This is a genomic window from Prescottella sp. D32 (assembly GCF_037287305.1).
GTDB lineage: Bacteria > Actinomycetota > Actinomycetes > Mycobacteriales > Mycobacteriaceae > Prescottella > Prescottella equi.
In genome coordinates this window covers 211,834-236,959 of sequence record NZ_JARBSW010000003.1, presented here as the reverse complement: position 1 = coordinate 236,959, position 25,126 = coordinate 211,834, and the positions used below count along the sequence as shown (strand labels likewise).

At 70.8% G+C, this 25,126-nt stretch carries 13 protein-coding genes; 10 read left to right on the top strand and 3 right to left on the bottom strand.

Annotated elements, in window-relative coordinates:
• The first annotated feature begins 1 nt into the window (after position 1).
• From PSS76_RS15805 to PSS76_RS15785, 5 genes are all read left to right on the top strand, one after another.
• On the top strand, positions 2-757 hold the full coding sequence (locus tag PSS76_RS15805; RefSeq protein WP_013416316.1) for a succinate dehydrogenase/fumarate reductase iron-sulfur subunit: 756 nt from the start codon (positions 2-4) through the stop codon (positions 755-757).
• A gap of 247 nt (positions 758-1,004) precedes the next feature.
• Positions 1,005-1,325: a hypothetical protein gene (locus PSS76_RS15800; RefSeq protein ID WP_005512623.1), complete on the top strand. Its 321-nt coding sequence runs from the start codon at positions 1,005-1,007 to the stop codon at positions 1,323-1,325.
• Positions 1,326-1,616: 291 nt separating this feature from the next.
• Complete coding sequence (locus PSS76_RS15795; protein WP_337456336.1) at positions 1,617-17,960, top strand: non-ribosomal peptide synthetase; 16,344 nt, start codon at positions 1,617-1,619, stop codon at positions 17,958-17,960.
• 105 nt (positions 17,961-18,065) lie between these two features.
• Complete coding sequence (locus tag PSS76_RS15790; protein WP_013416313.1) at positions 18,066-18,449, top strand: VOC family protein; 384 nt, start codon at positions 18,066-18,068, stop codon at positions 18,447-18,449.
• Positions 18,450-18,510: 61 nt separating this feature from the next.
• Positions 18,511-19,257, top strand: coding sequence for a Mut7-C RNAse domain-containing protein (locus PSS76_RS15785; protein WP_013416312.1), 747 nt, complete (start codon positions 18,511-18,513; stop codon positions 19,255-19,257).
• A gap of 16 nt (positions 19,258-19,273) precedes the next feature.
• On the opposite strand, the gene PSS76_RS15780 is transcribed toward PSS76_RS15785, so the two are convergent.
• Positions 19,274-20,413 (bottom strand): lipase family protein, encoded by a 1,140-nt coding sequence (locus tag PSS76_RS15780; protein ID WP_069856467.1) that lies wholly within the window; start codon positions 20,411-20,413, stop codon positions 19,274-19,276.
• A gap of 183 nt (positions 20,414-20,596) precedes the next feature.
• On the opposite strand from PSS76_RS15780, the gene PSS76_RS15775 reads away from it, so the two are divergent.
• Both PSS76_RS15775 and PSS76_RS15770 read left to right on the top strand, forming a co-directional pair.
• Positions 20,597-20,893 carry a hypothetical protein gene (locus PSS76_RS15775; protein ID WP_041674753.1) on the top strand — a complete coding sequence of 99 codons (297 nt, stop codon included), beginning with the start codon at positions 20,597-20,599 and terminating at the stop codon, positions 20,891-20,893.
• Between the two features lie 145 nt (positions 20,894-21,038).
• Positions 21,039-21,362, top strand: coding sequence for a hypothetical protein (locus tag PSS76_RS15770; RefSeq protein WP_064078008.1), 324 nt, complete (start codon positions 21,039-21,041; stop codon positions 21,360-21,362).
• A gap of 31 nt (positions 21,363-21,393) precedes the next feature.
• Here PSS76_RS15770 and PSS76_RS15765 read toward each other — a convergent pair whose 3' ends face one another.
• Positions 21,394-22,026 (bottom strand): TetR/AcrR family transcriptional regulator C-terminal domain-containing protein, encoded by a 633-nt coding sequence (locus tag PSS76_RS15765; RefSeq protein ID WP_337456334.1) that lies wholly within the window; start codon positions 22,024-22,026, stop codon positions 21,394-21,396.
• Positions 22,027-22,212: 186 nt separating this feature from the next.
• Here PSS76_RS15765 and bioB point away from each other — a divergent pair, with 186 nt between their 5' ends.
• From bioB to PSS76_RS15750, 3 genes are read left to right on the top strand one after another with little or no spacing between them, the layout of a single operon-like run.
• Positions 22,213-23,232: a biotin synthase BioB gene (gene bioB / locus PSS76_RS15760; RefSeq protein ID WP_013416308.1), complete on the top strand. Its 1,020-nt coding sequence runs from the start codon at positions 22,213-22,215 to the stop codon at positions 23,230-23,232.
• Positions 23,219-23,464 (top strand): biotin synthase auxiliary protein BsaP, encoded by a 246-nt coding sequence (gene bsaP / locus PSS76_RS15755; RefSeq protein ID WP_005512638.1) that lies wholly within the window; start codon positions 23,219-23,221, stop codon positions 23,462-23,464. The genes bioB and bsaP overlap by 14 nt, the downstream gene beginning before the upstream one ends.
• Positions 23,465-23,511: 47 nt before the next feature.
• Positions 23,512-24,039, top strand: coding sequence for a DUF2567 domain-containing protein (locus tag PSS76_RS15750; RefSeq protein WP_233283793.1), 528 nt, complete (start codon positions 23,512-23,514; stop codon positions 24,037-24,039).
• A gap of 7 nt (positions 24,040-24,046) precedes the next feature.
• Here PSS76_RS15750 and PSS76_RS15745 read toward each other — a convergent pair whose 3' ends face one another.
• Positions 24,047-25,102 (bottom strand): winged helix DNA-binding domain-containing protein, encoded by a 1,056-nt coding sequence (locus PSS76_RS15745; RefSeq protein WP_337456333.1) that lies wholly within the window; start codon positions 25,100-25,102, stop codon positions 24,047-24,049.
• Positions 25,103-25,126: the final 24 nt, after the last annotated feature.

The window sequence follows — 25,126 nt, the reverse complement described above, 5'->3', positions numbered from 1 at the left end:
CATGGGATACGACGCGAAGTTCCGGATCTGGCGTGGGGACGCGTCGGGCGGTGGCCTGCAGGACTATGCGGTGGAGGTCAACGAGGGCGAGGTGGTGCTCGACATCATCCACCGGATCCAGGCGACGCAGGCCGCGGACCTGGCGGTGCGGTGGAACTGCAAGGCGGGCAAGTGCGGATCGTGTTCCGCGGAGATCAACGGCCGGCCCCGGTTGATGTGCATGACGCGGATGTCGACGTTCGCCGAGGACGAGGTCGTCACGGTGACGCCGATGCGGACGTTCCCTGTCATTCGCGACCTCGTGACCGACGTTTCGTTCAACTACACCAAGGCGCGGGAGATCCCGTCGTTCACCCCGCCGCCCGGATTGGCGCCGGGGGAGTACCGGATGAAGCAGGTCGACGTGCAGCGCTCGCAGGAGTTCCGTAAGTGCATCGAGTGCTTCCTCTGCCAGAACACGTGTCACGTGGTGCGGGACCACGACGAGAACAAGGATGCCTTCGCGGGACCGCGTTACCTCATGCGGGTCGCCGAGCTGGAGATGCATCCGCTCGACGTCGCGGACCGGAGAGACGCCGCGCAGGACGACTTCGGCCTCGGTCTGTGCAACATCACGAAGTGCTGCACCGACGTCTGTCCGGAAGACATCCACATCACCGACAACGCTCTGATTCCGATGAAGGAGCGGGTCGCGGACCGGCGCTACGACCCGGTCGTCTGGTTGGGCAACAAGCTCTTCCGTCGAGATCGACAGTGATCGCCGGTTCGGGATCGGTGCACTTGCGCGCCAGTCGCTTTCGGCGTGATCGCCCGGACTGCACGGGTTCACGCAAGATTGGCACTCACGGATGAAGAGTGCTAATTTCGTGTCACGGTCGATCGGTCGCCGGTCGGGCAGCGGCCGCCGAGGGAAACGCTCGCCCGGTTCGAACCGAAAGACCCATCGGAGGGTGCGCCCACCGATGCCACGCGTCAACCAGTAGTTCGTTCGAGAAAGCACCGTGATGTCCGTCGTCGCCGATCGTCCCGTTCCGGATCCAGACCCCACCACCGACAGTTCCCGGCCTCTCGCAGCCGTCACGGACTGGCTGCGCCGGTCCGGCAGCGACACCTCGATCGCGCTCGGCGCGCTGTCCGTCATCACTTTCTGGACGTTCGGTCTCGGCATCGTGCTCGGGCTCGGTGCCATCGCGGCGGGCGTCGTCGCGTCCCGTTCGGAGGAGAGTGAACCCAAGTCGCTCGAGGCCCTCTTCGGCATTCTCAGCGGCGCCCTCGGCGTCGTCGCCGGACTGATATTCGTACTCGTCGCCGCACCTCAGTGGTGATCTACACGAAATCGTCACTCGCTCGGCGGTGACCGTCCGTCGTATCGTTGGGGCAATGACGAACATCGACGCAATTCCTTCCGCGTCGAACGCCTCCGGCGCTCGCGCGACGAGGATCGACTCTCCCGGTCAGGACTGAGGCGACGGCGGGCGTCGGACCATCCAGTCCACGCAACGCCGCGTACCGAGCTGATGGAACTGCCCTTCCGAGTCGCCGCAGCGCCCGGCACGACGGACGCCGACGGAGCCTTGCCGGAACCCGAGAGCGGTTGCGGTGGGTGCTCCGAGCCGATGCCGCTCTCGCCCGCGCAGACCGGACAGTGGCTGGCGCAGCAGCTCGATCCGGCCGTACCGATGTCCGTGGCCCAGTACGTGGACATCGGCGAGGGGCCGGGCCGACTCGACGTCGACCTCCTCTCGCGGGCCGGTTCTCGAGCGGCCCGCGAGTTCGGTTCGGGTCTGATTCGTCTGGTACTGATCGATTCTCGGCCGCACCAGATCCTGGATCCCCGGCTCGATACAGGCACCCGGATCATCGATCTGCGCGGCGAGCCGGATCCGGAGGCGGCGGCGCACACCTGGATGCGGACCGATGTGACGGCTCCTCTGGACCTGCTGCGTGACCGGCTCTCGGTATCGGTACTCCTCCGCATCGCCGACGATCGCTGGTTCTGGTACACCCGGGCCCATCACATCGCGCTCGACGGGGTGGGTGCGGCGACCATGCTCTACCGGGTCGCAGATCTGTACAACGCGGCCGTCGAGGGCCGGGAGCCGCCCTCCGCCCGGGCCGCCGATCTCGATGCCGTCAATGCCGCGGATACGGCGTACGTCGGTTCCGAGCGCTGGCGGACCGACCGCGACTACTGGGCGGAGCGGATGTCGGGGATGCCCGAAAGGTGCAGTCTCGCGGAGAGGTCCGCGCCGGCACGGGCACTCGGGCGTGATGTCGGTGGTGTCGTCGCGCCCGACACCGCAGCGGCTCTCCACGAGGCCCAGGACCGGTACGGCGTGAGCATCGCGGTTCTCGTCGCATCGGCGATCGCTGCGTACACGGCGCGGCACACCGGCGCCGAGGACGTAGTGCTGAGTCTGCCGGTCTCCTCGCGCACGACGGCGGTACTGCGCCGCTCCGGCGGCACGCTTGCGAATGTCGTGCCGCTGCGGGTGTCCGTCGGCGTCGCTACGACGGTCGCGGAGCTGGTGACCGAGGTGGCCGCGGCCCTGTCCGGTGCGTTGCGTCATCAGCGGTACCGGCACGAGGACCTGCGTCGGGATCGCGGCGCGCACGGCGCCGGCCGCGGCTTCGCGGGACCGCTGCTGAACCTCATGCTGTTCCCGGAGGAACTGCGCCTCGGCGACACCCGCACCGCGCTCGACGTCCTCTCCTCCGGGCCGATCGAGGATCTGCTCGTCAACGTCTACCGCTACGGGCCTGCCGGGCCGATTCGCCTCGACTTCAAGGCCAATCCGGAACTCTACGACGACGCGACCCTCCGCACCCATCACGACCGGTTCGCCCGTCTGCTGCACGCCTTGCTGAACGCGCCCGCCGAGGCTCCCGTCGGCGAACTGCCGCTCGTGGACACCGCGGCGCTCGCGGCCCGGCTGGCGTCGTGGCAGAGGCCGGGGGCCGACGTCGAGGAGACCTTGCCCGCGCTGGTGGCGCGCCGAGCCGCGGAGTCCCCCGATCGGGTCGCAGTGGTCTGGCGGAGCCTTCGGCTCACATACGCGGAGTTGACCTCTCGCGCGAACCGGCTCGCGCGCCGGCTGATCGCCCTGGGGGTGGGGCCGGAGGTTCCGGTAGGCGTCGTCCTGGACCGCTCCGACGATCTGATCGTCACACTGCTGGCCGTCGTCACCGCAGGCGGCAGCTACGTTCCCGTCGATGCCCGCACCCCGGCCTCGCGTCGTGACTACGTGCTGCGCGACGCCGCGGTGGGTTGCGTGGTGACCACCGTCGACGTCGCCGCCGAGTCGACCGTCGTCGGCCCGGTGGTCCTGCTCGACGACGCCGCGACCACCGAGCGACTCGGCACACTTTCCGGGGCGCCGGTGGCCGACGCCGACCGGATACGACCCCTGCGCCCGGCGCACCTCGCGTACGTGATCTACACGTCGGGCTCGACCGGGCGCCCCAAGGGCGTGCAGGTCGCCCACACCAGCGTGAGCACGCTCCTGGCGAACGCACGGAAGGCGCTGGACACCGCGGACGGCTCGGTGTGGGCGATGTTCCATGCCTTCTCGTTCGACTTCTCGGTGTGGGAGATATGGGGGCCGCTCGCCTCCGGGGGAACTCTCGTCGTGGTCGACCAGGACACCGCCCGATCTCCCGACACGTTCGTCGACCTGCTGCGGCGCGAGCACGTTAACGTACTGGGGCAGACTCCGGCCGCGTTCCTGCAGTTCGCGGAGGCCGAGAAGTCGGCGGCGCGGCCACCGGCCGATCTGCGCCGGGTCTGTGTCGGCGGCGACGACTACGACCAGCGCCGCATGCTGCCCTGGTTGCAGCGCCACGGCGACGACGCATCGGTACTCGTGAGCGTCTACGGGATCACCGAGACCACCGTCTTCCTCACCGAAGTGGTCATGGACGCGGACGGCGCGCAGCAGCCGGGCAACCTGGTGGGACGCGGGCTGCCGGGGGTGCGGTTGCACCTGCTGGATCGCCGGCTGCGCCCGGTGCCGGTCGGTGTGGTCGGCGAGATCTACGCCGGCGGGAGCCAAGTGGCCCGCGGGTACGGCGGCCGGCCCGGACTGACCGCAGCACGGTTCGTCGCCGACCCCTTCTCCGCCGGCGACCGGCTCTACCGCTCGGGCGATCTCGCGCGGTGGGACGCGGACGGGCGGCTGGTCTTCCTCGGGCGCAGCGATTCCCAGGTGCAGGTGCGCGGGTTCCGGGTGGAGCCGGGGGAAATCGAGGCGACGCTTGCCGAATGCCCGGGGGTGGCCGACGCCGCGGTGGTACCGCGCTGGTCGGACGCCGGCGCGGTGCGCCTGGCCGCGTACGTGGTGCCCGATGCGGGTGCGGTCCTCGATCCGCTCGCCGTGCGTGAGCGGATCGGTGCGATCCTGCCGCCGTATATGGTTCCCGCTGTCGTCACCGTCGTCGAGCGGCTACCGCTGACGATCAACGGGAAGGTCGATCGGAAGTCGTTGCCGGAACCGGATTTCGGAACTGTTGCCGGTGCGGGTCGGGCGCCCGCCGGTCCGGTCGAGGAGGCGCTGGCGCGTCTGTTCACGGAGGTCCTCGGGGTCGAGACGGTACGAGCCGACGACTCGTTCTTCGCGTTGGGCGGCGACTCGATCATGGCGATCCAGCTGGTGTCGAGGGCCCGCGAGGCCGGTCTGTCCCTGACGCCCCGCGACGTGTTCGACCGACTCTCGGTGTCCGGCCTCGCCGCGGTCGCCACCTCCGTCGACCACCCGGTGGAGGTGCTCGCCGAGCTGCCGGGCGGCGGGGTGGGCGACGTGCCGCCGACGCCCATCGTGCGCTGGCTGGTCGAACGCGGCGGACCGTGGTCGCGCCTGGCGCAGTCCGTGTGTGTGGCGTTGCCGGTGGGGATCTCGGGAGCCGATCTGCGCGGTGCGCTGCAGGCCGTGATCGACCACCACGACATGCTCCGGGCACGGTTCCGGACCGAAACCGCGGGGTTCGACGTGCCGCCGCCGGGCAACGTCGCGGCACCGGATGTGCTCCGCCGGATCGCGGTCGACCCGGAGGAGAATCTCACCGATGTTCTCGCCGCTGCCCGCGAGGACGCCACCGGTCGGCTCGACCCGACGTCGGGTCGGATGGTGCAGGCCGTGTGGTGTGATGTCGGGCCGGATCGGCCCGGACGGCTCCTGCTCGTGATCCACCACCTCGTCGTGGACGGGGTGTCGTGGCGAATCCTGTTGCCGGACCTAGCATCCGCGTGGGAGCAGGTGCGGGACGCCCGGCCGCCGACTCTGCCGGACGTCGGCACCTCGATGCGGACGTGGGCGCACGCGTTGACCGAGTGGGCCACGGCGCCGGAACGAGCGGCCGAAACCGGGTACTGGCGTGGAGTGCTCGGCGAATCCGATCCGCCGCCCGGCCGTCGCGACCTCGACCCGAACCGGGACGTCGTCGCCGCCGTCGCGACCCGACTCGTCGAGCTGCCGCAGAGCGTCTCAGCCGCGCTGTCGACCACGGTCCCGGAAACCGTGCACGGCGGCGTCGACGACGCCGTCGTGACAGCGCTGGCGATCGCGCTGGCCCGATGGCGGCATCGCCGCGGTGTCGCGACCACGTCGTGCCTCGTCCTGCTCGAGGGGCACGGCCGCGAGGAACACGTGATTCCAGGCGCCGACCTCTCCCGGACTGTGGGCTGGTTCACCACCGTCCATCCGGTGCGGCTGGACCTCACCGGGATCGACCTCGAGGCCGTGACATCCGGCGCCGCCGCCACCGGGGCCACGGGCGGCGGCGTCTTGGAGGCACTGAAAGTCGTCAAGGAACAGTTGCGGGCGGCCCCCGACCACGGCATCGGCTACGGTGCGCTCCGCTACCTCCGGGGCGGCGCAGACCTCGAGGAAGCGCCCGTGCCGCAGATCAGCATCAACTATCTGGGGCGTACGACGTTGACCGACGGCGGTGACGGGGCCTGGCTGCCGGTCGACGAACTGGGCGACCTGGGGGCGTCCGCGGATCCCGAGATGCCCGTCGCGGCGGCCCTCGACATCAACCTCCTCACTGTCGACACGGCGACCGGCCCGACGCTGCGCGCCTCGATCGCGTACCCGCAGAGCCTGTTCGACGCCGAGGAGGTTCAGGATCTCGGCGACCTGTGGCGTTCGGCGTGCCGGGAGCTCGCGAGCGCGTCCCGCACCCCGGACGCCGGCGGTCTGACCCCGTCGGACGTGCCGCTGGTGGACCTCGACCAGGAGACCATCGAGCAGCTCGAGGACACGTACCCGGATCTCGCTGCGGTGTGGCCCCTGTCGCCGTTGCAGGCCGGGCTGCTCTTCCAGACCGAACTCGCCGGCACGGATACCGATCCCTACCTCGTCCAGTTGACGCTCGAGCTGCGCGGGCGGGTGGACGGCGACCGGATGCGCCGCGCGGTCCAGCTGCTGCTCGACCGGCACGAGATCCTGCGGGTCGCGTTCGCCACGGGGCCGGACGGCGATCCGCTGCAACCGGTTCCGCATCGAGTCGAGTTGCCGTGGTCGGTGGCCGACCTGCCGGATCCCGCCTCCGTCGACCGGGTGCTCGCCGAGGACCGGCGCCGGCGCTTCGACATGGCGATCCCACCGCTCCTGCGGGCGTTGCTGATTCGCGGCGCCGACGACCGGTACGTACTCGCGCTCACCTACCATCACATCCTGCTCGACGGCTGGTCCGTACCGTTGTTGATCCGCGAACTCCTCGCGCTGTACGCGACACCGGACCCCCGCGACGTCCCGGTGGCCGCATCGTTCGCGGACTACCTCGCATGGTTGGCCACGGTCGACCGAGCGGCGTCGATCGAGCGATGGGTGGAGGAGCTCGCCGGGGTCGACGAACCCACGCTCGTCGGCGCGTTCGAGCGCGGCCGGCAGCTGCCGACGGTGCCGCGCGCCGATCGGCTGCTGCTCACCGAAGGCGAGACCGCGCGACTCGAGGAGCTCGCCCGGGTGCGCGGGGTCACGCTCAGCACGATCGTGCGGGTGGCGTGGGCGATCGTGCTGGGCGCGTGGACCCGACGCGACGACGTGGTGTTCGGGGCGATCGTCTCCGGCCGGCCCCCGGAGGTGGACGGTATCGAGGACATGGTCGGTCTGTTCATCAACACGATCCCGGTCCGGGTGACCCTGCACCCGGCGGAGACGCTCGGCGAACTGCTCGTTCGCTGCCACGCCGACCAGACTGCCCTGCTCGACCACGAGCACGTCGGTCTCGCCGACATCGAGCGCGCGACCGGGGCGGCGGCGCTGTTCGACACGATCACCGTCTTCGAGTCCTACCCGATCGATCGGGGCGGGCTCACCGCCGACACCGACATCGCCGGGATGCGGGTCGCGGACGTCGCCGTCCACGACGCCACGCACTACCCGTTCGCGTTGGCCGCATCCGTCGACGGTGGGCTGGAGATCCGTATCGACTACGCACCTGCGCTGTTCGACGAGCACGAGATCGACACCGTCGCCGACCGTCTCGAGCGGGTGCTCCACGCGATCGCGTCCGAGCCCGACCGGACACTGGCGCGCCTGCGGCTGATCTCCGACACCGACTACGCCCGGCTCGCCCCTGTCCACGGCCGCGCCGGACGCCGGCCCCGCACACTGCCCGACATCCTCGCCGACGCCGCCCGGATCGACCCGGACGCGGCGGCCTTGTCGTGCGCCGACCGCGTCCTCACCTACCGGGAACTCGACGAGCGGTCCTCGCGGATGGCCAGGCACCTCGTCGCGGCCGGTGTCGGGCCGGAAGACGTCGTGGCGCTCGGGGTGACGCGGTCGATCGAGTTCGTGCTGGGCGTGTGGTCGGTCGCGAAGACCGGCGCGGCGTTCGTCCCCGTCGACCCGACGTATCCGCGGGAGCGTATCGACCACATGCTCGGCGACTCCGGGGCGCGCGTGGGGCTCACGGTCGACCGCTGGCGCGACACGTTGCCCGGCGCGGTGTCGTGGCACACGATCGACTCCGCCGGCTACCGGCACGAGGTCGCCGAGCTCTCCTGCGAACCGCTCTCCGATGCCGACCGGTGTGCGCCCGTCCGCGTCGACAACCCCGCGTACCTGATCTACACGTCGGGCTCGACAGGAATCCCGAAGGGTGTCGCACTGACGCACCGAGGTCTGGCGAATCTCGTTGCCGCCGAGCGGGAGAGTCTTGCCGTCACCGAGGACGCCCGCGTGTCCCAGTTCACGTCGCCGAGCTTCGACGCGTCGGTGTTCGAGCTGCTCATGGCGTTCGGTTCCGGTGCTCACCTGATGATCGCGCCGCCCGAGGTGTACGGCGGGGAGGAGCTGGCGCGCGGCCTGGCGACCGGCGGCGCGACGCACGCGTTCTTCACTCCGAGCGTCCTGGGTTCGCTGCCACCGGACGACCTCGACGCGCTGTCCTCGCTGGCCGTCGCGGGGGAGGCGTGCCCGCCGGAACTGGTGGGGCGCTGGGCGCCGGGGCGGCTCATGTTCAACGCGTACGGGCCCACCGAGACCACGATCATGTCCAACATCGCCGGACCTCTGGCGCCCGACGAGCCCGTCACGATCGGCGGTCCGACGCTGGGGTTCGTCGAGTTGGTGCTCGACGCGCACCTGCAGCCGGTGCCGATCGGCATGCCCGGCGAGCTGTATCTCGGCGGTCCCGCGATCGCACGCGGGTATCACCACCGGCCGGGGCTGACCGCGCAACGTTTCGTCGCGAGTCCCTTCGTCGCCCCCACCGATCGGCCCACCGCGGAGGACGAGGGCACCCTGCCGGGCGACCGCCTCTACCGGACCGGCGACATCGTGCGCTGGCGGGAGGATCTCACCCTCGAGTATCTGGGCCGCAGCGACTTCCAGGTCAAGGTGCGTGGATTCCGGATCGAACTCGGCGAGATCGACGCGGCGCTCACCGATCACCCGGCGGTGGACTTCGCGGCCACGCTCGGGCGGACCGCGCCGTCGGGCGAGACCGTCCTCGTCGCGTACGTGCGGTCCGGGGACGATCCGGCGGTCGAGCCGGACGAACTGCTGGCACAAGTGGCGCGACGGTTGCCGTCGCACATGGTCCCGGCGCTGATCGTCCCGATACCCGAGGTGCCGCTGACGCCGTCCGGGAAGCTCGACCAGAAGGCGCTGCCGGAACCGGACTTCCCGGCCGCTGTCGACGCCACGGGCGCCGCGCCCTTCACCCCGATCGAGGAGATCGTCGCCGGGCACCTGCGGGCGGTGCTCGGTATCGATCGGATCGGACCGGACGACAGCTTCTTCGACCTCGGCGGCAACTCGCTGATGGCGACCCGCGTCACGCGCCGGCTGGGCGCGGCCCTCGACGCCGACCTGGACGTGCGTGCGCTGTTCGAGTCGCCCACCGTCCGCGGCCTGGCCGCGCGGATCCGCCACGGCGGACGGTCCGAGAGCCGTCCGCCGTTGCGTCCGTACCCCCGGCCGGAGGTCGTGCCGCTGTCGTCGGCGCAGTCGCGCATGTGGTCGATCAACCAGCTCGACACCGCGTCGGACGCCTACAACATCGTGATGGCCGTCCGCCTGCACGGTGACCTCGACGAACGCGCGCTCGTCGCCGCGGTGCGCGACGTCGTGGTCCGGCACCCGACCCTGCGGACGATGTACCCGCTCGTGGACGGCGGCCCCGTGCAGCGGATCGTCGAACCCCATGCCGCGCCGGGTCCCGAGCTGGTGTCGGTGCTCGGCGCCGACCTGCCCGCGCACCTGCTGCGCCTGATCGGTAGGGGTTTCGACGTGAGCCGCGAGGTGCCGCTGCGGGCGCAGCTGCTCCGGATGTCGCGCACCGAACATGTCCTGGCGGTCGTGGCCCACCACATCGCGGCGGACGGGTTCTCGATGACGACTCTGGCACGGGATGTGATGCGCGCGTACGAATCCCGACGTCGCGGCAGCCCACCGGACTGGTCGCCACCGGCACTCGACTACGTCGACTTCGCGTTGTGGCAACGCGACCTTCTCGGCGACCCCGACGACCCGGAGTCGCTGTACCGGCGCCAGCTCGCGCAGTGGCGCTCCACACTCGACGGCATTCCCGAGCTGATCCCGCTGCCGACCGACCGTCCCCGGCCGTCGCGCCAGTCGTTCCGGGGCGCCGTCGTCGGCATCGACATCGACGCGGCCGACCACGTCCGGCTCGCGGAGGTCGCCCGCCACGGCAATGCCACGATGTTCATGGTCGCGCACACCGCGCTCGCGGTGCTGGCCGCGCGGCTGTCGGGCACCCGCGACATCGTGATCGGCACCCCGGTGTCCGGACGCGGTGAGGCGGGACTCGACGACATCGTCGGCATGTTCGTCGGCATGCTGCCGCTGCGCACCCCTGTCGACACCGGCGCCGGATTCGGCGACCTCCTCGCCGTGGTCCGCGACATCGATCTCACCGCGTTCTCCCGTACCGACCTGCCGTTCGAGCGCCTGGTCGACGAACTGGCACCGGAGCGGTCGACGTCGTACGCGCCGCTGTTCCAGGTGCTCGTCGAGTACCGGACCGACATGTCCGGGTACCTGCGGCTGCCCGGTCTCGAGGTGGAACCCGTGGACTGCGAGCCGGCGGTCTCCAAGTTCGACCTGCAACTCGGCGTCTCCGAATCGTTCACGCGGCGCGGCGAACCCGCGGGCCTGCGGCTGGACCTCACCTACGCCACCGACCTGTGGGACGCATCGACCGCGCAGACGTTCGCCGAACGGCTGCGCCGGATCCTCGCTGCTGCCGTGACGGATCCACACGCCCCGGTCGGGGAGGTGGATCTACTCACCGAGGCCGAACTGTCGGCGATCGAGGCCGGACACGTCGCTGCCGCGAGCGCGCCGGGGGCGACGCTCGACACCCTGTTCACGCGGGCGGCCGCCACGCACCCGCACACCGTGGCACTCGTCGCGGGTGAGACACGCACGACGTACGAGGAACTGCTCGCCGACGCGAGCCGCCTGGCGCGGGTGCTCACCGCCCGCGGCGCGGGACCGGACACCGTGGTGGTGCTGGCGCTGCCCCGGTCGGCCGACCTGGTGATCGCGATGATCGCCACCACGCTCGCGGGGGCGGCGTACCTGCCGGTCGATGTCGGATCCCCCGCGGAGCGAATCGCTTTCGTCGTCGGGGAGGCCCGGCCGACGTGCGTGCTCACCACCACGGACACGGCCCACTCTCTGGGCAGCCTCCCGGCGCCCGTCGTCCTCGTCGACTCGGGTGAGGTGCGGGCGGCCTGTGCCGCGGCGTCGCCGCAGCCGGTGACCGACGCCGACCGCACCGCCCCGCTGCACCCCGACAACGCCGCGTACGTGATCTACACGTCCGGATCGACCGGACGGCCGAAGGGCGTTCAGGTGCCGCACCGCAGCGCGGTGGCGTTGTTGGCCGGCGGCCACGCAACCTTCGACCTGCGGCCGACCGACACCTGGACGCTGTTCCACTCCTTCGCCTTCGACGTCTCGGTGTGGGAGACGTGGGGGCCGCTGTCGATCGGCGCGACCGCGGTGCTGGTCGACCCGGTGGTCGCACGCTCGCCGAGCCGATTCGTCGAGTTGCTGCGCCGGGAGTCGGTGACCGTGCTCAACCAGACGCCCGCGTCCTTCTACCAACTGGTCGATCACGCCGCCGGTGTCGAGCTTGCGCTGCGGTACGTGTTCGTCGGCGGCGAGGAACTGGCCCCCGCGCAGGTGGAACGCTGGTACGCGCAGTCTCCGCAGGGTGGGGCCCGGGTGGCGGAGATGTACGGCGTCACCGAGGCCACCGTGATCGACACCACCGAGGACCTCGACCGGGACGTGCTCGCGGACATCCCGGCCTCCGTGATCGGCCGCCCCCTGCCGGGTGTCCGGGTCGACGTGCTCGACGCGCGGCTGCACCCCGTGCCCACGGGAGTGCAGGGCGAGATCTACATCTCCGGCGACGCCGTGGCCCGCGGGTACGTCGGCCGGGCCGGCCTCACCGCGGCGCGCTTCGTCGCAGCACCCGGCGGCGCCGGCGGCCGGATGTACCGCACCGGCGACCTCGGCCGCCGTGGACCAGACGGGGCACTGGAGTTCCTGGGCCGCACCGACTTCCAGGTCCAGGTCCGTGGCTTCCGGATCGAGCTGGGCGAGATCGAGTCGGCGCTGCTGCGCGTCGGGGGCGTGGGGCGCGCAGTGGTCGTGTCCAGGCGGGGCGAGCGCGGCGGCGACGACCGTCTCGTCGGCTACGTCGTCCCCACGCCCGATCAGCACCTGGACCCCGTCGGTGTCCGTGACGCCGTCGACCGGATCCTGCCGCCGTACATGGTGCCGGCGGCCGTCGTCGTGCTCGACTCGCTGCCCGTCACGGCCAACGGGAAGGTCGACCGACGCGCGCTCCCGGAGCCCGACTTCGCAGCGTTCACCGGGGACGGCCGCGCGCCCACCGGACCCGCGGAACTGCTCCTCGCCGGTCTGTTCGCCGAGACGCTCGGCGTTCCCGCGGTTGCCGCCGACGACTCGTTCTTCACCCTGGGCGGGGACTCGATCACCGTGATCCAGTTGGTGTCCCGCGGCCGCGAGGCGGGCATCGTGCTCACCCCGCAGGACGTGTTCGAACGTCCGACCGTCGAGCGTCTCGCCGCGGTCGTCGGCGCCGCGGGCGCCGGCGATGCCTCCGACCGGGGCGCCAGGCTCGCGGAGATCGCCGGCGGCGGTGTGGGTGCCGTGGAGCCGACACCCGTCCTCCGTTGGCTCGGCGGCCGGCACGGCGAATGGGACCACTTCTCGCAGTCGGTCACCGTTCGGATTCCCGCGGGCATCACGGGGGCACAGCTGCGCGTGGCGCTGCAGTCGCTGCTCGACCGCCACGACATGCTGCGCGCCACCCGCCTCGGTTCCGGCGCCGACCTGCACCTGGTCGTGGCCGAACCCGGCTCGGTCGATGCCGGGACCTGCCTACGGCGCGTGGACTGCTCGCACGTCCGCGACGACGCGGACGTCGATGCCGTCGCGTCGTGGGAACGGGCCGCCGCCGTTGCCCGTCTCGACCCCGCGGCCGGGGTGATGGTGCAGGTGGTGTGGTGTGACACCGGCTCGGGACGGGCGGGACGGCTCGCGGTCTCCATCCACCACCTCGCCGTCGACGGGGTGTCGTGGCGCATCCTGCTCGCCGACCTCGTCTCCGCGTGCGAGCAGGCCCGGGCCGGCGCGGCACCCGAACTGCCGCGGGTGGGGACCTCGATGCGGACGTGGGCGCACGAGCTGGCCAGGCTCGCCGCCGCACCGGAACGGGTCGCGGAACTGCGCTGGTGGCGAGAAGCTTTGACACCCGCCGACCCGATTCTCGGCGCCCGGCGGTTCGACCCGGACCGGGACATGACCGCCGAGCAGCTGTCGGTGCGCATCCCCGCGAGCGTGACGCATCGACTGCTGGGCCGGCTTCCGGAGCTGTACCGGGCGACCCCGGCGGACGCGGTGCTGTGTGCGACGGCGATGGCTGTCGCCAGGTGGGATCGCTGGGCCGGTGGCCGTGCGAGTGTCGTCGTCTCCGCGGAGGGACACGGACGCGAGGAGCGCATTCTCCCCGGTGCCGACCTCTCGCGAACCGTGGGCTGGTTCACCACGAGCTTCCCCGTCCGCATCGACCTCACGGGCATCGACCTCGGCGACGCATACGCTGCGGGCGACAGTGCCGGAGCGGCGCTCGCGGCGGTCAAGGAGCAATGGCGCGCGGTGCCCGACCACGGCATCGGCTACGGCCTGCTCCGTTACCTCAATCCCGACACGGCAACGGCTTTCGACGACCTCGAGGACCCGCAGGTGTCGATCAACTACCTCGGGCGGCTGGCGGGACAGGGTGCGGCCGGGTGGTCACTCGACGCGGACGGCCCGGACACGATGGTCGACGCCGCGAGCCAGGGGCCGGTCCCGAGCACGCTCGCGATCGATGCCTACGTCGTGGACCTCGCCGACGGGCCGCATCTGTGTGCCGCCGTCCGGTACGCGCCGGGTGTCCTCGACGCGGACGGCGCCGAGGAGTTCGCGGCTCTGTGGCGCAGTGCCGTCCACGCCCTCGCGGAGTACGCGGACCGCCCGGGCAGTGGGGGGCTGACACCGTCCGATCTCGACCTCGTGACGGCGACGCAGCAGGACATCGTCCGCTGGGAGAGCGCGCATCCCACGTTGGTGGACGTGTGGCCGTCGACGCCGCTGCAGGAGGGCCTGCTCTTCCACGCGTTGCTCGCCGGACACGACGTCGACGCCTACCACGTGCAACTGGTGCTCGACCTCGACGGCGATCTCGATCCGGTCCGGTTGGCGGTGGCGGCGCAGGCGCTGATGGACCGGCACCCGAGCCTGCGGACCGCGTTCGACAACCGCGCCGACGGGACGATCGTGCAGGTGGTACTCGACCACGTGGACGTCGACTGGTCGGTGGCCGTCGTCGCCGACGGCCACGATCAGGCGCTGATCGACCGCGAACGCGAGAACCACTTCGACATGCGGACGGCGCCGCTGATCCGGTTCCTGCTCGTCGAACTCGGCGCCGGCCACCGTCGGCTCGTCGTCACCAACCATCACATCCTGCTCGACGGCTGGTCGATGCCGCTGCTCGTCTCCGACCTGTTCGAGTTGTACGTCACCGGCGGTCGGCCGCTGGCCCGCCCGGCGGCGCCGTACCGTGACTACCTGACCTGGCTCGTCGCCCGCGACACCAAGTCCGCGCAGCAGGCGTGGGCCGGGGCACTGACCGGGCTGCCCGGACCCACCCTCGTCGCGCCGCACGCCGCCGGGCAGCGGCTGTCGGCGACTGCGAGCGAGGCCGTTCCGGTGGACGATGCGACTGCGGTGGCGTTGACGCGGACGGCCGAGCGGGCCGGCGTCACGGTCAACACCGTGTTGCAGGCGGCGTGGGGAATCCTGCTCGGGGAGATGACCACCGGAACCGACGTCGTGTTCGGCACCACGGTGTCCGGACGCCCGCCCGCCGTCGAGGCAGTGGAGTCGATGGTGGGGCTGTTCATCAACACGGTCCCGGTCCGGGTCCGGCTCGACCCGCACGAGACGACGCTCGATCTGCTGGCCCGGTTGCAGTCCGAGCGCGCCGCACTGATGCCGCACGAGCACTTGGGGCTCACCGCGATCCAGGACGCGGCGGGCTTCGGTGGACTCTTCGACACCGCGATGGTGCTCGAGTCGTATCCGCAGGACGTGACGGAACTGAGTCGGCTCGCGGACGCGACGGGTGTCCGCGTCACAGCTGTCGAGGGATTCGACTCCACCCACTACCCGCTCTCGCTGATGGCGTTCGACGACGCGGGGCTGCGGCTGCGGCTGCGGTACGCACCGCAGGCCGTCCCCGCGGAGACCGTTACGGATCTCGCGGCCCGGCTGTCCCGAATCGTCGCGACCGTCGCGAACCGGCCCCACACGCTGGTCGGGCGCATCGACGTGCTGGGGGCCGAACGCCGAGAGGAACTCGTGGAGGTGGCGTCGCAGCACCCGGTGACCCCCCGCACCTGGGGCGAGACACTCGCGGCGGGAGCAGCCGTCGATCCGGATGCGACAGCGCTGCGCTGGCACGGCGTCGACACGACGTACCGGGAACTGGACGAGCGCTCGTCCCGCATCGCGCGGGCCCTCGTCGAGCGAGGGGTGGGACCGGAGGACTTCGTTCCCGTCGCGATCCCGCGGTCCGCCGATTCGGTGACCGCGACCTGGGCCGTCGCGAAGTCGGGTGCGGCGCCCGTCCCGATCGACCCGAATCTGCCGCCCGGGCGGATCGGCTACATGCTCGACGACTGTGCGGCCGCGGTCGGTCTCGTCGCCTCCGCCCACCACGGGCTCCCGGGCGGCCCGGAGTGGCTCCCGCTCGACGAACTGGAACTGGACCGCTTCTCCCCGTTGCCGATTCGGGACGACGAGCGCACACACCCGGTCCGGGTGTCCGACCCCGCTTATCTGATCTACACGTCCGGGTCCACGGGCGCGCCCAAAGGCGTGGTCGTCACGCACACCGGTCTGCCGTATCTGGCGGCCGCACAGATCGAACATCAGGGCGTCACGCCGAGATCCCGCGTCATGCACGTGTGTTCGCCCAGTTTCGACGTGTCGGTCCTCGAACTCACGCTCGCGCTCGCCGCCGGAGCCACCCTCGTCGTCGCGCCGCCCGACGTGTACGCCGGCCCCGAACTCGAGCGGTACGCGCGACAGGAACACGTCACGCACCTGCTGGTCACCCCCGCCGTCTGCGGCACCCTGGACCCGGCGGCGCTGCCGGACGTCGAAGTGGTCGAGGTCGGCGGCGAGCTGTTCGGCGCCGAACTGGTCGACGAATGGGCCCCCCGCACCCGCCTGCTCAACGCGTACGGGCCCACCGAGTGCACGGTGTGCGTCACCACCAGCGACACCCTGGCACCCGGCGAACCCATCACGTTGGGCGGTCCGGTGCCGGGTTCGGCGGTGCGCGCCGTCGTGCTCGACGGCTGGATGCGACCGGTGCCCGACGGCGGCGAAGGCGAGCTCTACCTGTCCGGGCCGTGCCTCGCGCGCGGCTATCGCGGCCAGTCGGCGCGGACGTCGGAGCGGTTCGTGGCCAACCCCTTCGGCCCGGCAGGGTCGCGCCTGTACCGCACCGGCGACCTGGTGCGGCGTGCCGGCTCGTGTGGATTCCAATACGTGGGGCGCACCGACTTCCAGATCAAGATACGGGGACTGCGCATCGAGATCGGGGACGTCGACGCTGCGCTGACCGCACACCCCGACGTCGAGTTCGCGGCGTCGCTCGGGCACACGGCGCCCACCGGAGAGACCGTGCTGGTGTCGTACGTGCGCCTCGCAGCCGACAGTGCCCTGGACGCCGCGGCGCTCAAGAAGCTCGCCGCGGCGTCGTTGCCTGCCTACATGGTGCCGTCGGCGATCACGATCCTCGACGACGTGCCGCTGAACTCCAACGGCAAACTCGACCGAGGCGCGCTGCCGGATCCGGTGTTCGCGACCGTCGACTACCGGCCGCCGGAGACAGAGACGGAGGCGGCCCTCGCCGACGTGTTCGCCGACGTCCTCGGTGCCGACCGGGTCGGGGTCGACGACAGCTTCTTCGAATTGGGAGGCAACTCGCTCAGTGCCGTGCGGGTCGTCGCCGAGGTGCAGTCGAGGCTCGGCCGGGCGCTGCCCATGCAGTGGGTCGTCACCGACCCCACGCCGGCGGCGATCGCCGCCCGGCTGGACGGCAGCGGCGAGCCCGCGGCGGAGGACATCCTGGTCCGGATGCGGCCGGGCGACGGAACGGAACCTCTGGTGTGTGTGCACCCGGCCATCGGGTCGACATGGTGTTACACGGGCCTGCTGCCGTATCTGCCGGCCGGCCGGGCCGTGTACGGCATCCAGTCGCCCGGCCTGACAGACGGGGCGGATGCGCCGGCGACGATGCACGAGCTGGCGCGGAAGTACGTCGACCGGCTCCGCGAGGTCCAGCCGCACGGCCCCTACCACCTGCTCGGCTACTCGGTGGGCGGTGCGATCGCGCACGCGATGGCGGTGCGGCTCCGGCGTCTCGGCGAGGAGGTGGGCACCCTCGTCATGCTCGACACCCAGACGGCGGAGTCGGTTCCGCGGTCGGCACCCGCCCCCAGCCTCGGCATGCTGTTCGCCGAGTTCGCGGGCGTCGACGAAGCCCCGGTCGACGGCGACCTCACCGCCGAGGAGGCGGCGCGGTTGCTGGCTGAGGGAGACGGACCGTACGGGGCGCTCACCGCCGCCGACGTGCGCCGCCTCTACGACGACTACCTGCACACGATCGACCTCGGTGGCGCTTACCGTCCGGAGGTGTTCGACGGCGATCTGGTCTACGTGGCAGCCGCCGACGGGACCTCGGCGTCCTCGCAAACACCGTGGGATCCTTACGTTTCCGGGACGGTACGGATCCAATCGGTGTCCTGGACCCACAATCGGCTCACCACGCCGGAGGCGCTCGAGGTGATCGGCCCGCTCGTCGGTCGGTGCCTGGACGGGCACGCGTGATGATCTTGCGGCGGGCGCCGATCCGGTGCTTTCATGGTGGGCAGCGTCGCGTGTCGATGGCGGACTGCGTCAGGCATGGAGGCGTCGAATCTCGAGGGGTCTTCCATGACGATCTCGTTCAACCACACCATCGTGTTCTCGCGGGACAGAGCCGTGTCCGCGCACTTCTTCACCGAGCTGTTCGGTCTTCCCGACCCCGTGGCGGCCGGTCCGTTCCTGGCGGTAGCTCTCGACAACGGGGTTACGCTCGACTTCGCGACGTCGCCGGTCGACGTGCTTGCGCAGCATTACGCATTCCTCGTCTCGGAAGCGGATTTCGACAGCATCTACGGCCGGATCCGTGCGCGGGGAATGGAGCACTGGGCCGATCCGCGCAAGACACGACCCGGCGAGATCAACCACAACGACGGCGGCCGCGGCGTCTACTTCCACGACCCGGACGGCCACAATCTCGAGATCATCACCCGGCCTTACGGTTCCGGAGGATGACAACACGCCGGGCGACGCCGGGACAGTCGGCCGGTCGGCGCTCGGTCGGGGCGATACGGCGATGACGATGCAGCACTGCGAGTTCCGGTTCTACGGGGAGCTGAACGACTTCCTGCGACCACCGGCGCGCCGGCGAACCGTTCCCCACGTGTTCGCCGGAACACCGTCGGTCAAGGACCGGATCGAATCGCTGGGCGTTCCCCACACCGAGGTAGATCTGATCGTCGTGGACGGCGTGCCGGTCGGCTTCGACCGGCTGCTGACCGGCGGCGAACGGGTCGCCGTGTACCCGCCGTTCCAGTCCCTGGACCTGGGCGACATCGCGCCACTGCGCCCGCCGCTGGGGGAGCCGCGGTTCGTGCTCGACGTGCACCTCGGTCGCCTCGCCCGCTATCTGCGCCTGCTCGGGTTCGACAGCGTGTACTCGAACGATCGCTCGGACGACGAATTGCTCGCAGTGTCCCGCGGCCAGGACCGCGTGCTGCTCACCAGGGACGTCGGACTGCTCGAACGTGCCGCGCTCGTCTACGGAGGCTTTCTGCACGAGACGGACTCGCGGCTGCAACTGCGGGAGGTCCTCGATCGGTTCCGGCTGCACTCGCGTATCGCGCCGCTCACTCGGTGTGCGCGCTGCAACGGGCTCATCGCGCCGTCGACGCCCGCCATGGCCCGCGGCCGGGTGCCCGGAGGTGTGCTGCGCGAGCAGCGCCGGTTCAGCCGGTGTGGGGACTGCGGCCAGGTGTACTGGCCGGGTGGCCATCTGGCGCGGCTGCGGGCCCGGTTGGCGGAGATCGGAGTGTGGTTCTGACCTGTTCACGCCGAGATCACCGCGTGAAGAGGTCACGCACGAACGCGGTCGTCTCGGGCAGAGAGGCGCGCATGGTCTCGAGGTGGCCGGTCGGGTAGGTCCGGAACGTCACCGGCTGCCGATTGGCGGTCAGCTCCGCGGCCAGCTTGAGCACGAGCGGTGCGGGCACGATGTCGTCGGTCAGTCCCTGTCCCAGGAACACCGGCCTGTCGTACCCGGTAGTGGGGACCTCGAGCATGTCGCGGACCGCGGCGAGCAGCGCAGGATCGTCGAGCGGACGCGACACGAGGCTGCCGATCGAGACGCCCGCCAGCTTCGGGGCCATCGTCTCGTAGCACTCGGTCTCGGCGGCCGCGAGGGCATCGCGGCCGACCGGCGTGAGGAACCGATCGACGTCGATGTCCGGCCGGGCCGCCCGCAGCCCGGCGAGAATGTACGACACGAACACCGTGCTGCCCTCGAGCGGGAGCGGGGGAAATCCCGGCGTGACGAGCGTCGTCAAGTTCTCGAGATTCGACGGAGCGCCGGTCGCGACGGCCCCCCGGAAGTCGAGCTCCGGTGCACGACCCGTTGCACGCGCCGCGGTGAACAGCGCGGCCTGGCCGCCCTGGGACTGTCCGAGCACGATCCACCGCGGAGACAGGGCGGGTTCTACCGCCCGCGCCGCCCGCACCATGTCGATCACGCTGTTCGCTTCGGTGGGCCCGTCGAGGTACGGGTGCAGGCCGGGCGTTCCGAGACCGACGTAGTCGGTGGCGACGACCGCGTAACCCTGCGAAAGCCAGTGCGCGAGATACGGTCCACCGATCTTCCCGGTGACGGTGGGGGAGCACCGGTCGGCGATCCCCACGGTTCCGTGCGCCCACGAGACGACCGGCCAGCCGCCGGGCGGCGGCTCTCCGGGAGGGAGGAAGACGGCACCGGTGCTGGTCGCCGATCGGCCCAGCGGTCCGGTGGTGGTGTAGGTGACCTTGGTGCCGGTGACTGCCCCCGGGATCCACGACGATGCCGGAAGCACTTCCACCGCGGTGACGGCCCCCGGCGTCGACGCGACGTCCGGAGTTTGCGCCTGCGCCGGGGGAGAACCCGCGAGCACGACGGCTGCCGCCGTGGTCACCATCGCAACCGCGGCCCGGTGGGCGAGCGCTCCGGTCATCGCGTCACCTCGCAGACGTCGCCGGGACGATGCTCTGTTGTGCGCTACACCACCCATTCTGCTGGCTGGGACGCGATCTTCGCTCGGGATTCGCCGGCGCTACCATCGAAAGCTCTGGGCGCAGTTTCGTTTCGGGGGGTGTTCATGGGGCCTGGCGAGTATCCGGGTGTGTATTCGGGTGAGATGACGACGCCGCCGACGTGGCTCGTGCTGTTGGCGATGGTGCCCCTCCTCGCGATGGTGGTACTGCTCGGGTGGTTCGGGTGGCACGAATGGCGCACGCGGAGTCGCACCCGAACGTCCCCGGTGCATGCCGCGGCGTGGGCGATGGACGACGACGAACTCGGGCGCGCCATCCAGGCACTGACCGACCGCGAACGTGAACTGCTCGCGGTGGGGGACGTCGACACCGCTCGGGCGGTCGCCGTCGACCGCGACATCTGCGTTGCCGTCAGCGAACGTCGCGCGGACGCTCACTGACTGGCGCGTTTGCCGATTCGCCCCGAAGCCGCAGCGTTGCTGTGGTTTCCGTCTCGAGTCCTGTCGAAGCGGCGCCGCGGCGGACTATTCTGTGGGCGGACCCGGCGAGCGAGTTCGAACCGTAGCTCCGTGCCAGCCCTCCACCATGGACGGTGAGTATGCGATGCCGTATCGGAATCCTCCTCGTACCGAAGTTCCTCCCGAGTTCCGCGGACCGGACTTTCTGACCGCCGATCTGCCGCCCTCTGCTCGTCCCGGGCACCCGCCGGCGGATTCCGACACCTCTGCCCGCCGCGCACGCGCCGGAGCGGTCCGTCTGGTCGACGCCGTCGTCGTCGCATCGGGGGTGTTCCCCGGCGGGCTGACGTGGTGGTGCTCGCGGTCGACGACCGACGGGTTGGTGGTCGGCGGATTCACGGCAGTGTGTACCGCGATCGCCGCGTTCGCGATCGGCCGCCCCACCGCCTAGCTGCCGACGGCAGAGGCGCCCGACGGATTTCTCAGCGGGCGGCCGGGGAACCGGTCGCCAACCGGGCGCGCACGCCGTCGATGAACAGGGCCAGTCCGAAGTCGAACCGGACCTGCGGGTCGCCGTCGAGCAAGTCGTCGTCGGAACCGACGTCGGCGGCCGTTTCGGTGTCGGGTGACGCGGGCGCCCGAGTGAGGGCGCCGACCGCCTCCATCTGGGCCCGGGACTGCTCGTCGACGGTGTGCCCGAGGACGAAGTAGAGCAGCGTGTACGCGGCCAGCTCGGCATACGGTCGGGGGAGACCGGCGCGCACGCCCGCGCCCACGAAACTCTCCCGGGCCAGGGTCGACGTCATCCGCGACGCGTACGTCGCCGCGACCAGTTCGGCCCCGTCGCGGTGCGCCAGCAGCGCCGTGCGCAGACGATGAGCGAGCTCGGCGATCCCGTCGTCCCACCGCTCCGACCACACCGGGGCGTCGACGCCCTCGAGAATCCGGTCGGCCATAGCGCCGAGCAGGGTCTGCTTGTTCGGGAAATGCCAGTACAGCGCGCCCGGCTGGACACCCAGCGAGGTCGCGAGCCGGCGCATCGTGAGATCGGCGAGACCGTACTCGTCGAGGATTGCCATCGCGCCGTCGAGGACGTCGCCGCGTCGCAGCTGCACTGCCTCACTCCTCCGCATCGGTCGGGCCGCGGGTTGTCGCGTTCGGCCTGTTCCTTTGACACTAATCCACCGCGGCTCTAACGTGAACGCCGTTCAACTTGTACGGTGTTCAAGTCCGACATCGATACAGCTGCTGTAGTCGTCAGGTCCCGGGTGTCGGGACTGTCCGCACCCGAGGAGTTTGCAGTGACCAGCGCCCCCGACGTTCTCGATCTCGACATTCTCGCGGCCGCCCGTGAACAGGTACTCGAGCGTGGTGAAGCGCTGAATCAGGAACAGGTGCTCGAGGTGCTGCGCCTCGGCGACGACCGCCTCGAAGAACTGCTCGCCCTCGCGCACGACGTGCGCATGAAGTGGTGCGGACCCGAGGTGGAGGTCGAGGGCATCATCAGCCTCAAGACCGGTGGTTGCCCCGAGGACTGCCACTTCTGCTCGCAGTCCGGCCTCTTCCAGTCGCCCGTCCGCGCCGCGTGGCTCGACATCCCGAGTCTGGTCGAGGCGGCGAAGCAGACCGCCAAGACCGGTGCCACCGAGTTCTGCATCGTCGCCGCCGTCCGAGGTCCGGACGAAAAGCTGCTCGCCCAGGTCGCGGCGGGGATCGAGGCGATCCGCAATGAGGTCGACATCCAGATCGCCTGCTCGCTCGGCATGCTCACGCAGGAGCAGGTGAACCAGCTCGCGGCGATGGGTGTGCATCGCTACAACCACAACCTCGAGACGGCCGAGTCGTACTTCCCCAACGTGGTCACCACCCACACGTGGGAGGAGCGGTGGGACACGCTGCGCATGGTCCGCGAGGCGGGCATGGAGGTGTGCTGCGGCGGCATCCTCGGCATGGGGGAGAGCGTCGAGCAGCGGGCCGAATTCGCTGCGAACCTCGCCGCGCTCGAGCCCGACGAGGTCCCGCTGAACTTCTTCAACCCGCGCCCGGGCACCCCGTTCGGTGACCTCGACGTGCTGCCCGCTGGCGAGGCCCTCAAGTCGGTGGCCGCTTTCCGGCTCGCACTTCCCCGCACGATCCTGCGTTTCGCCGGCGGCCGCGAGATCACCCTCGGCGACCTCGGCGCCAAGCAGGGCATGCTCGGCGGAATCAACGCGGTCATCGTCGGCAACTACCTGACGACCCTCGGACGTCCCGCCGAGAGCGACCTGGATCTACTGGTGGATCTCGAGATGCCCATCAAGGCGCTCAATGCCACCCTCTGACGCCGCGGCGGAGATCGTGCCCGCGGGCGAGCGCTACAACCCGTTCACAGGGCGCCGGGTCGTCCCGGGCGTCGACGACGCCACGCCCACCGCGGCGCAACTCGGCCTCGAGCCGCCACGGTTCTGCGAGCAGTGCGGGCGACGCATGATCGTCCAGGTCAGCCCCGACGGCTGGTGGGCGAAGTGCTCCCGGCACGGTGTCCTCGACTCGACCCTGCTCGGTCGCAGGTAACGTCCCGTGGTGTGACTCCACCCCGACACCGCCGATCGCGAGCTTTGGTGAGGATCGTCGTCGTGTCGGCGCTGCTCGGTGTGCCGGCCGGGATGATCTGGGCGCTGCTCGCACCGGCGGTGCACATGCTCGTCGTCGCCGAGGACCGCGGGGTCGTGCTCACCACCGAGAATCTGCACCGGTTCGATGCCCTCGCGATCTTCGTCGGCACCACGATCGTCGTGGGGGTGCTGTCGGCGGTCGTGGTGTGGGGCATGCGGCGCTCCCGTGGGCCGGGAGCGATGGCTGCTCTGGTTTGCGGTTCCGTGGCGGGTTCGGGTATGGCTGCACTGGTAGGGATGGGCGTTGCGCGACTGCGTTACCCGGAGGTCACCGGTCCCGCCGTGGACTCGGTGATCGCGGCGGCCCCGGGCGTGTCGACGCCGTTGGTGCTCATCGTCCAGCCACTCGCGGCGGCGCTGGTCTATCTGCTGTTGGTGTCACTCAGCCCCGACGACGACCTCGGTGCCGGGGGCACGGCGGAGACATCCGCGGCGACCGATCCCGAACGGGCGGACGTGGCCGAGAGTCCGTAGGGGTGCGTCACGCCAGTGCCGAATACGCCCGGGGGATCGCCTTTTCCGTGCGTGCGTCGAACGCGGTGAACGGCGTGGCGTCGATGCCGCCGGCCGCACCGCGACGCCGTTTCCACGTGCCCACCACCCGGCCGTTCGCGACGACGGTGGGGCTGAACATGCCGTTGTTTCCCGGTTGCAGCCGCGGCTGGAACGCGGGATCCACGGCGGCTCCGCGATCACGGTAACCGAGGATGAACTCGTCGAATCCGGGTAGCAGGAAGACCCCGCGCGCCTGTCGACGATGCGCCGCGAGCAGATCGGGCGTCGCCGGGTCGAGGTAGTAGTCGACCCCGTCGACCACGATCCGTTCGAGACGCTGGGCCGCCGACGCCAGACCTGCACGTGCCTGCCGGACGGTCAGTTTTGTCCACCACACGAAGTCGTCCACCGTCGCCGGTCCGTGGCTGCGGAAGTACCGTAACGCCCACTCGCCGAGTGCCTCGTCACCGTCGAGTTCGCGTGAGCTGCCGATCCAGTCGTCGAACGACACCACCTGTTGTGTGCCGCCGTCGACCGGGCCCAGACACACCACTGCGGTTAGTGCCAGCGTCCACAACAGGTGCTGTCCGCGCTGATTCGCCGTCGGAATCCCGGCCCGCTCCCAGGACTGCATCAGTTCTGATCGCCCGAGGCTGCCGTCGGCGAGCGCCTCCCGTGCGATGGTGCCGGCGTGGTCGACCGCGGCGTCGTCGATGTCGAGGGCCCGGTGGCGGGCTCGTGCACTCGACAGCGTCCGCGCACCGGTGAGTGCGAGCATCCACCGCAGATCCTCCGCGGCGACGAAATTCAGCGTGCCCCGCATCGGCCATGAGCGCACCACCTCTGCGCTGTTCAGGGCGTCGAGCATCGACTTCCGGCCACCGCCCCCGGCCCTGGCGGCGATCGAGGTGATTGCTCCGGGGAAATCCTGCGCCTGCGCCGCGGTGAGCCAGCGCACGGCCTCCGCGGCCGAAGGGCAGGCAGGACCGGAGATCCGCTGCGCCACGAGGCGCATCAGGGCGAGCTCCCGGGGCGTCGTCATGGAACGAATGTAGTGCCGCAGCCC

Excerpts from the sequence above, each read along its gene's own strand:
- PSS76_RS15770 (WP_064078008.1), top strand. The coding sequence starts at position 21,039 with ATGGACGGTGAGTATGCGATGCCGTATCGGAATCCTCCTCGTACCGAA.
- PSS76_RS15795 (WP_337456336.1), top strand. The coding sequence starts at position 1,617 with ATGCCGCTCTCGCCCGCGCAGACCGGACAGTGGCTGGCGCAGCAGCTC.
- PSS76_RS15805 (WP_013416316.1), top strand. The coding sequence starts at position 2 with ATGGGATACGACGCGAAGTTCCGGATCTGGCGTGGGGACGCGTCGGGC.
- PSS76_RS15790 (WP_013416313.1), top strand. The coding sequence starts at position 18,066 with ATGACGATCTCGTTCAACCACACCATCGTGTTCTCGCGGGACAGAGCC.
- PSS76_RS15800 (WP_005512623.1), top strand. The coding sequence starts at position 1,005 with ATGTCCGTCGTCGCCGATCGTCCCGTTCCGGATCCAGACCCCACCACC.
- PSS76_RS15780 (WP_069856467.1), bottom strand. The coding sequence starts at position 20,413 with ATGACCGGAGCGCTCGCCCACCGGGCCGCGGTTGCGATGGTGACCACG.
- PSS76_RS15775 (WP_041674753.1), top strand. The coding sequence starts at position 20,597 with ATGACGACGCCGCCGACGTGGCTCGTGCTGTTGGCGATGGTGCCCCTC.
- PSS76_RS15785 (WP_013416312.1), top strand. The coding sequence starts at position 18,511 with ATGACGATGCAGCACTGCGAGTTCCGGTTCTACGGGGAGCTGAACGAC.
- PSS76_RS15745 (WP_337456333.1), bottom strand. The coding sequence starts at position 25,102 with ATGACGACGCCCCGGGAGCTCGCCCTGATGCGCCTCGTGGCGCAGCGG.
- bsaP (WP_005512638.1), top strand. The coding sequence starts at position 23,219 with ATGCCACCCTCTGACGCCGCGGCGGAGATCGTGCCCGCGGGCGAGCGC.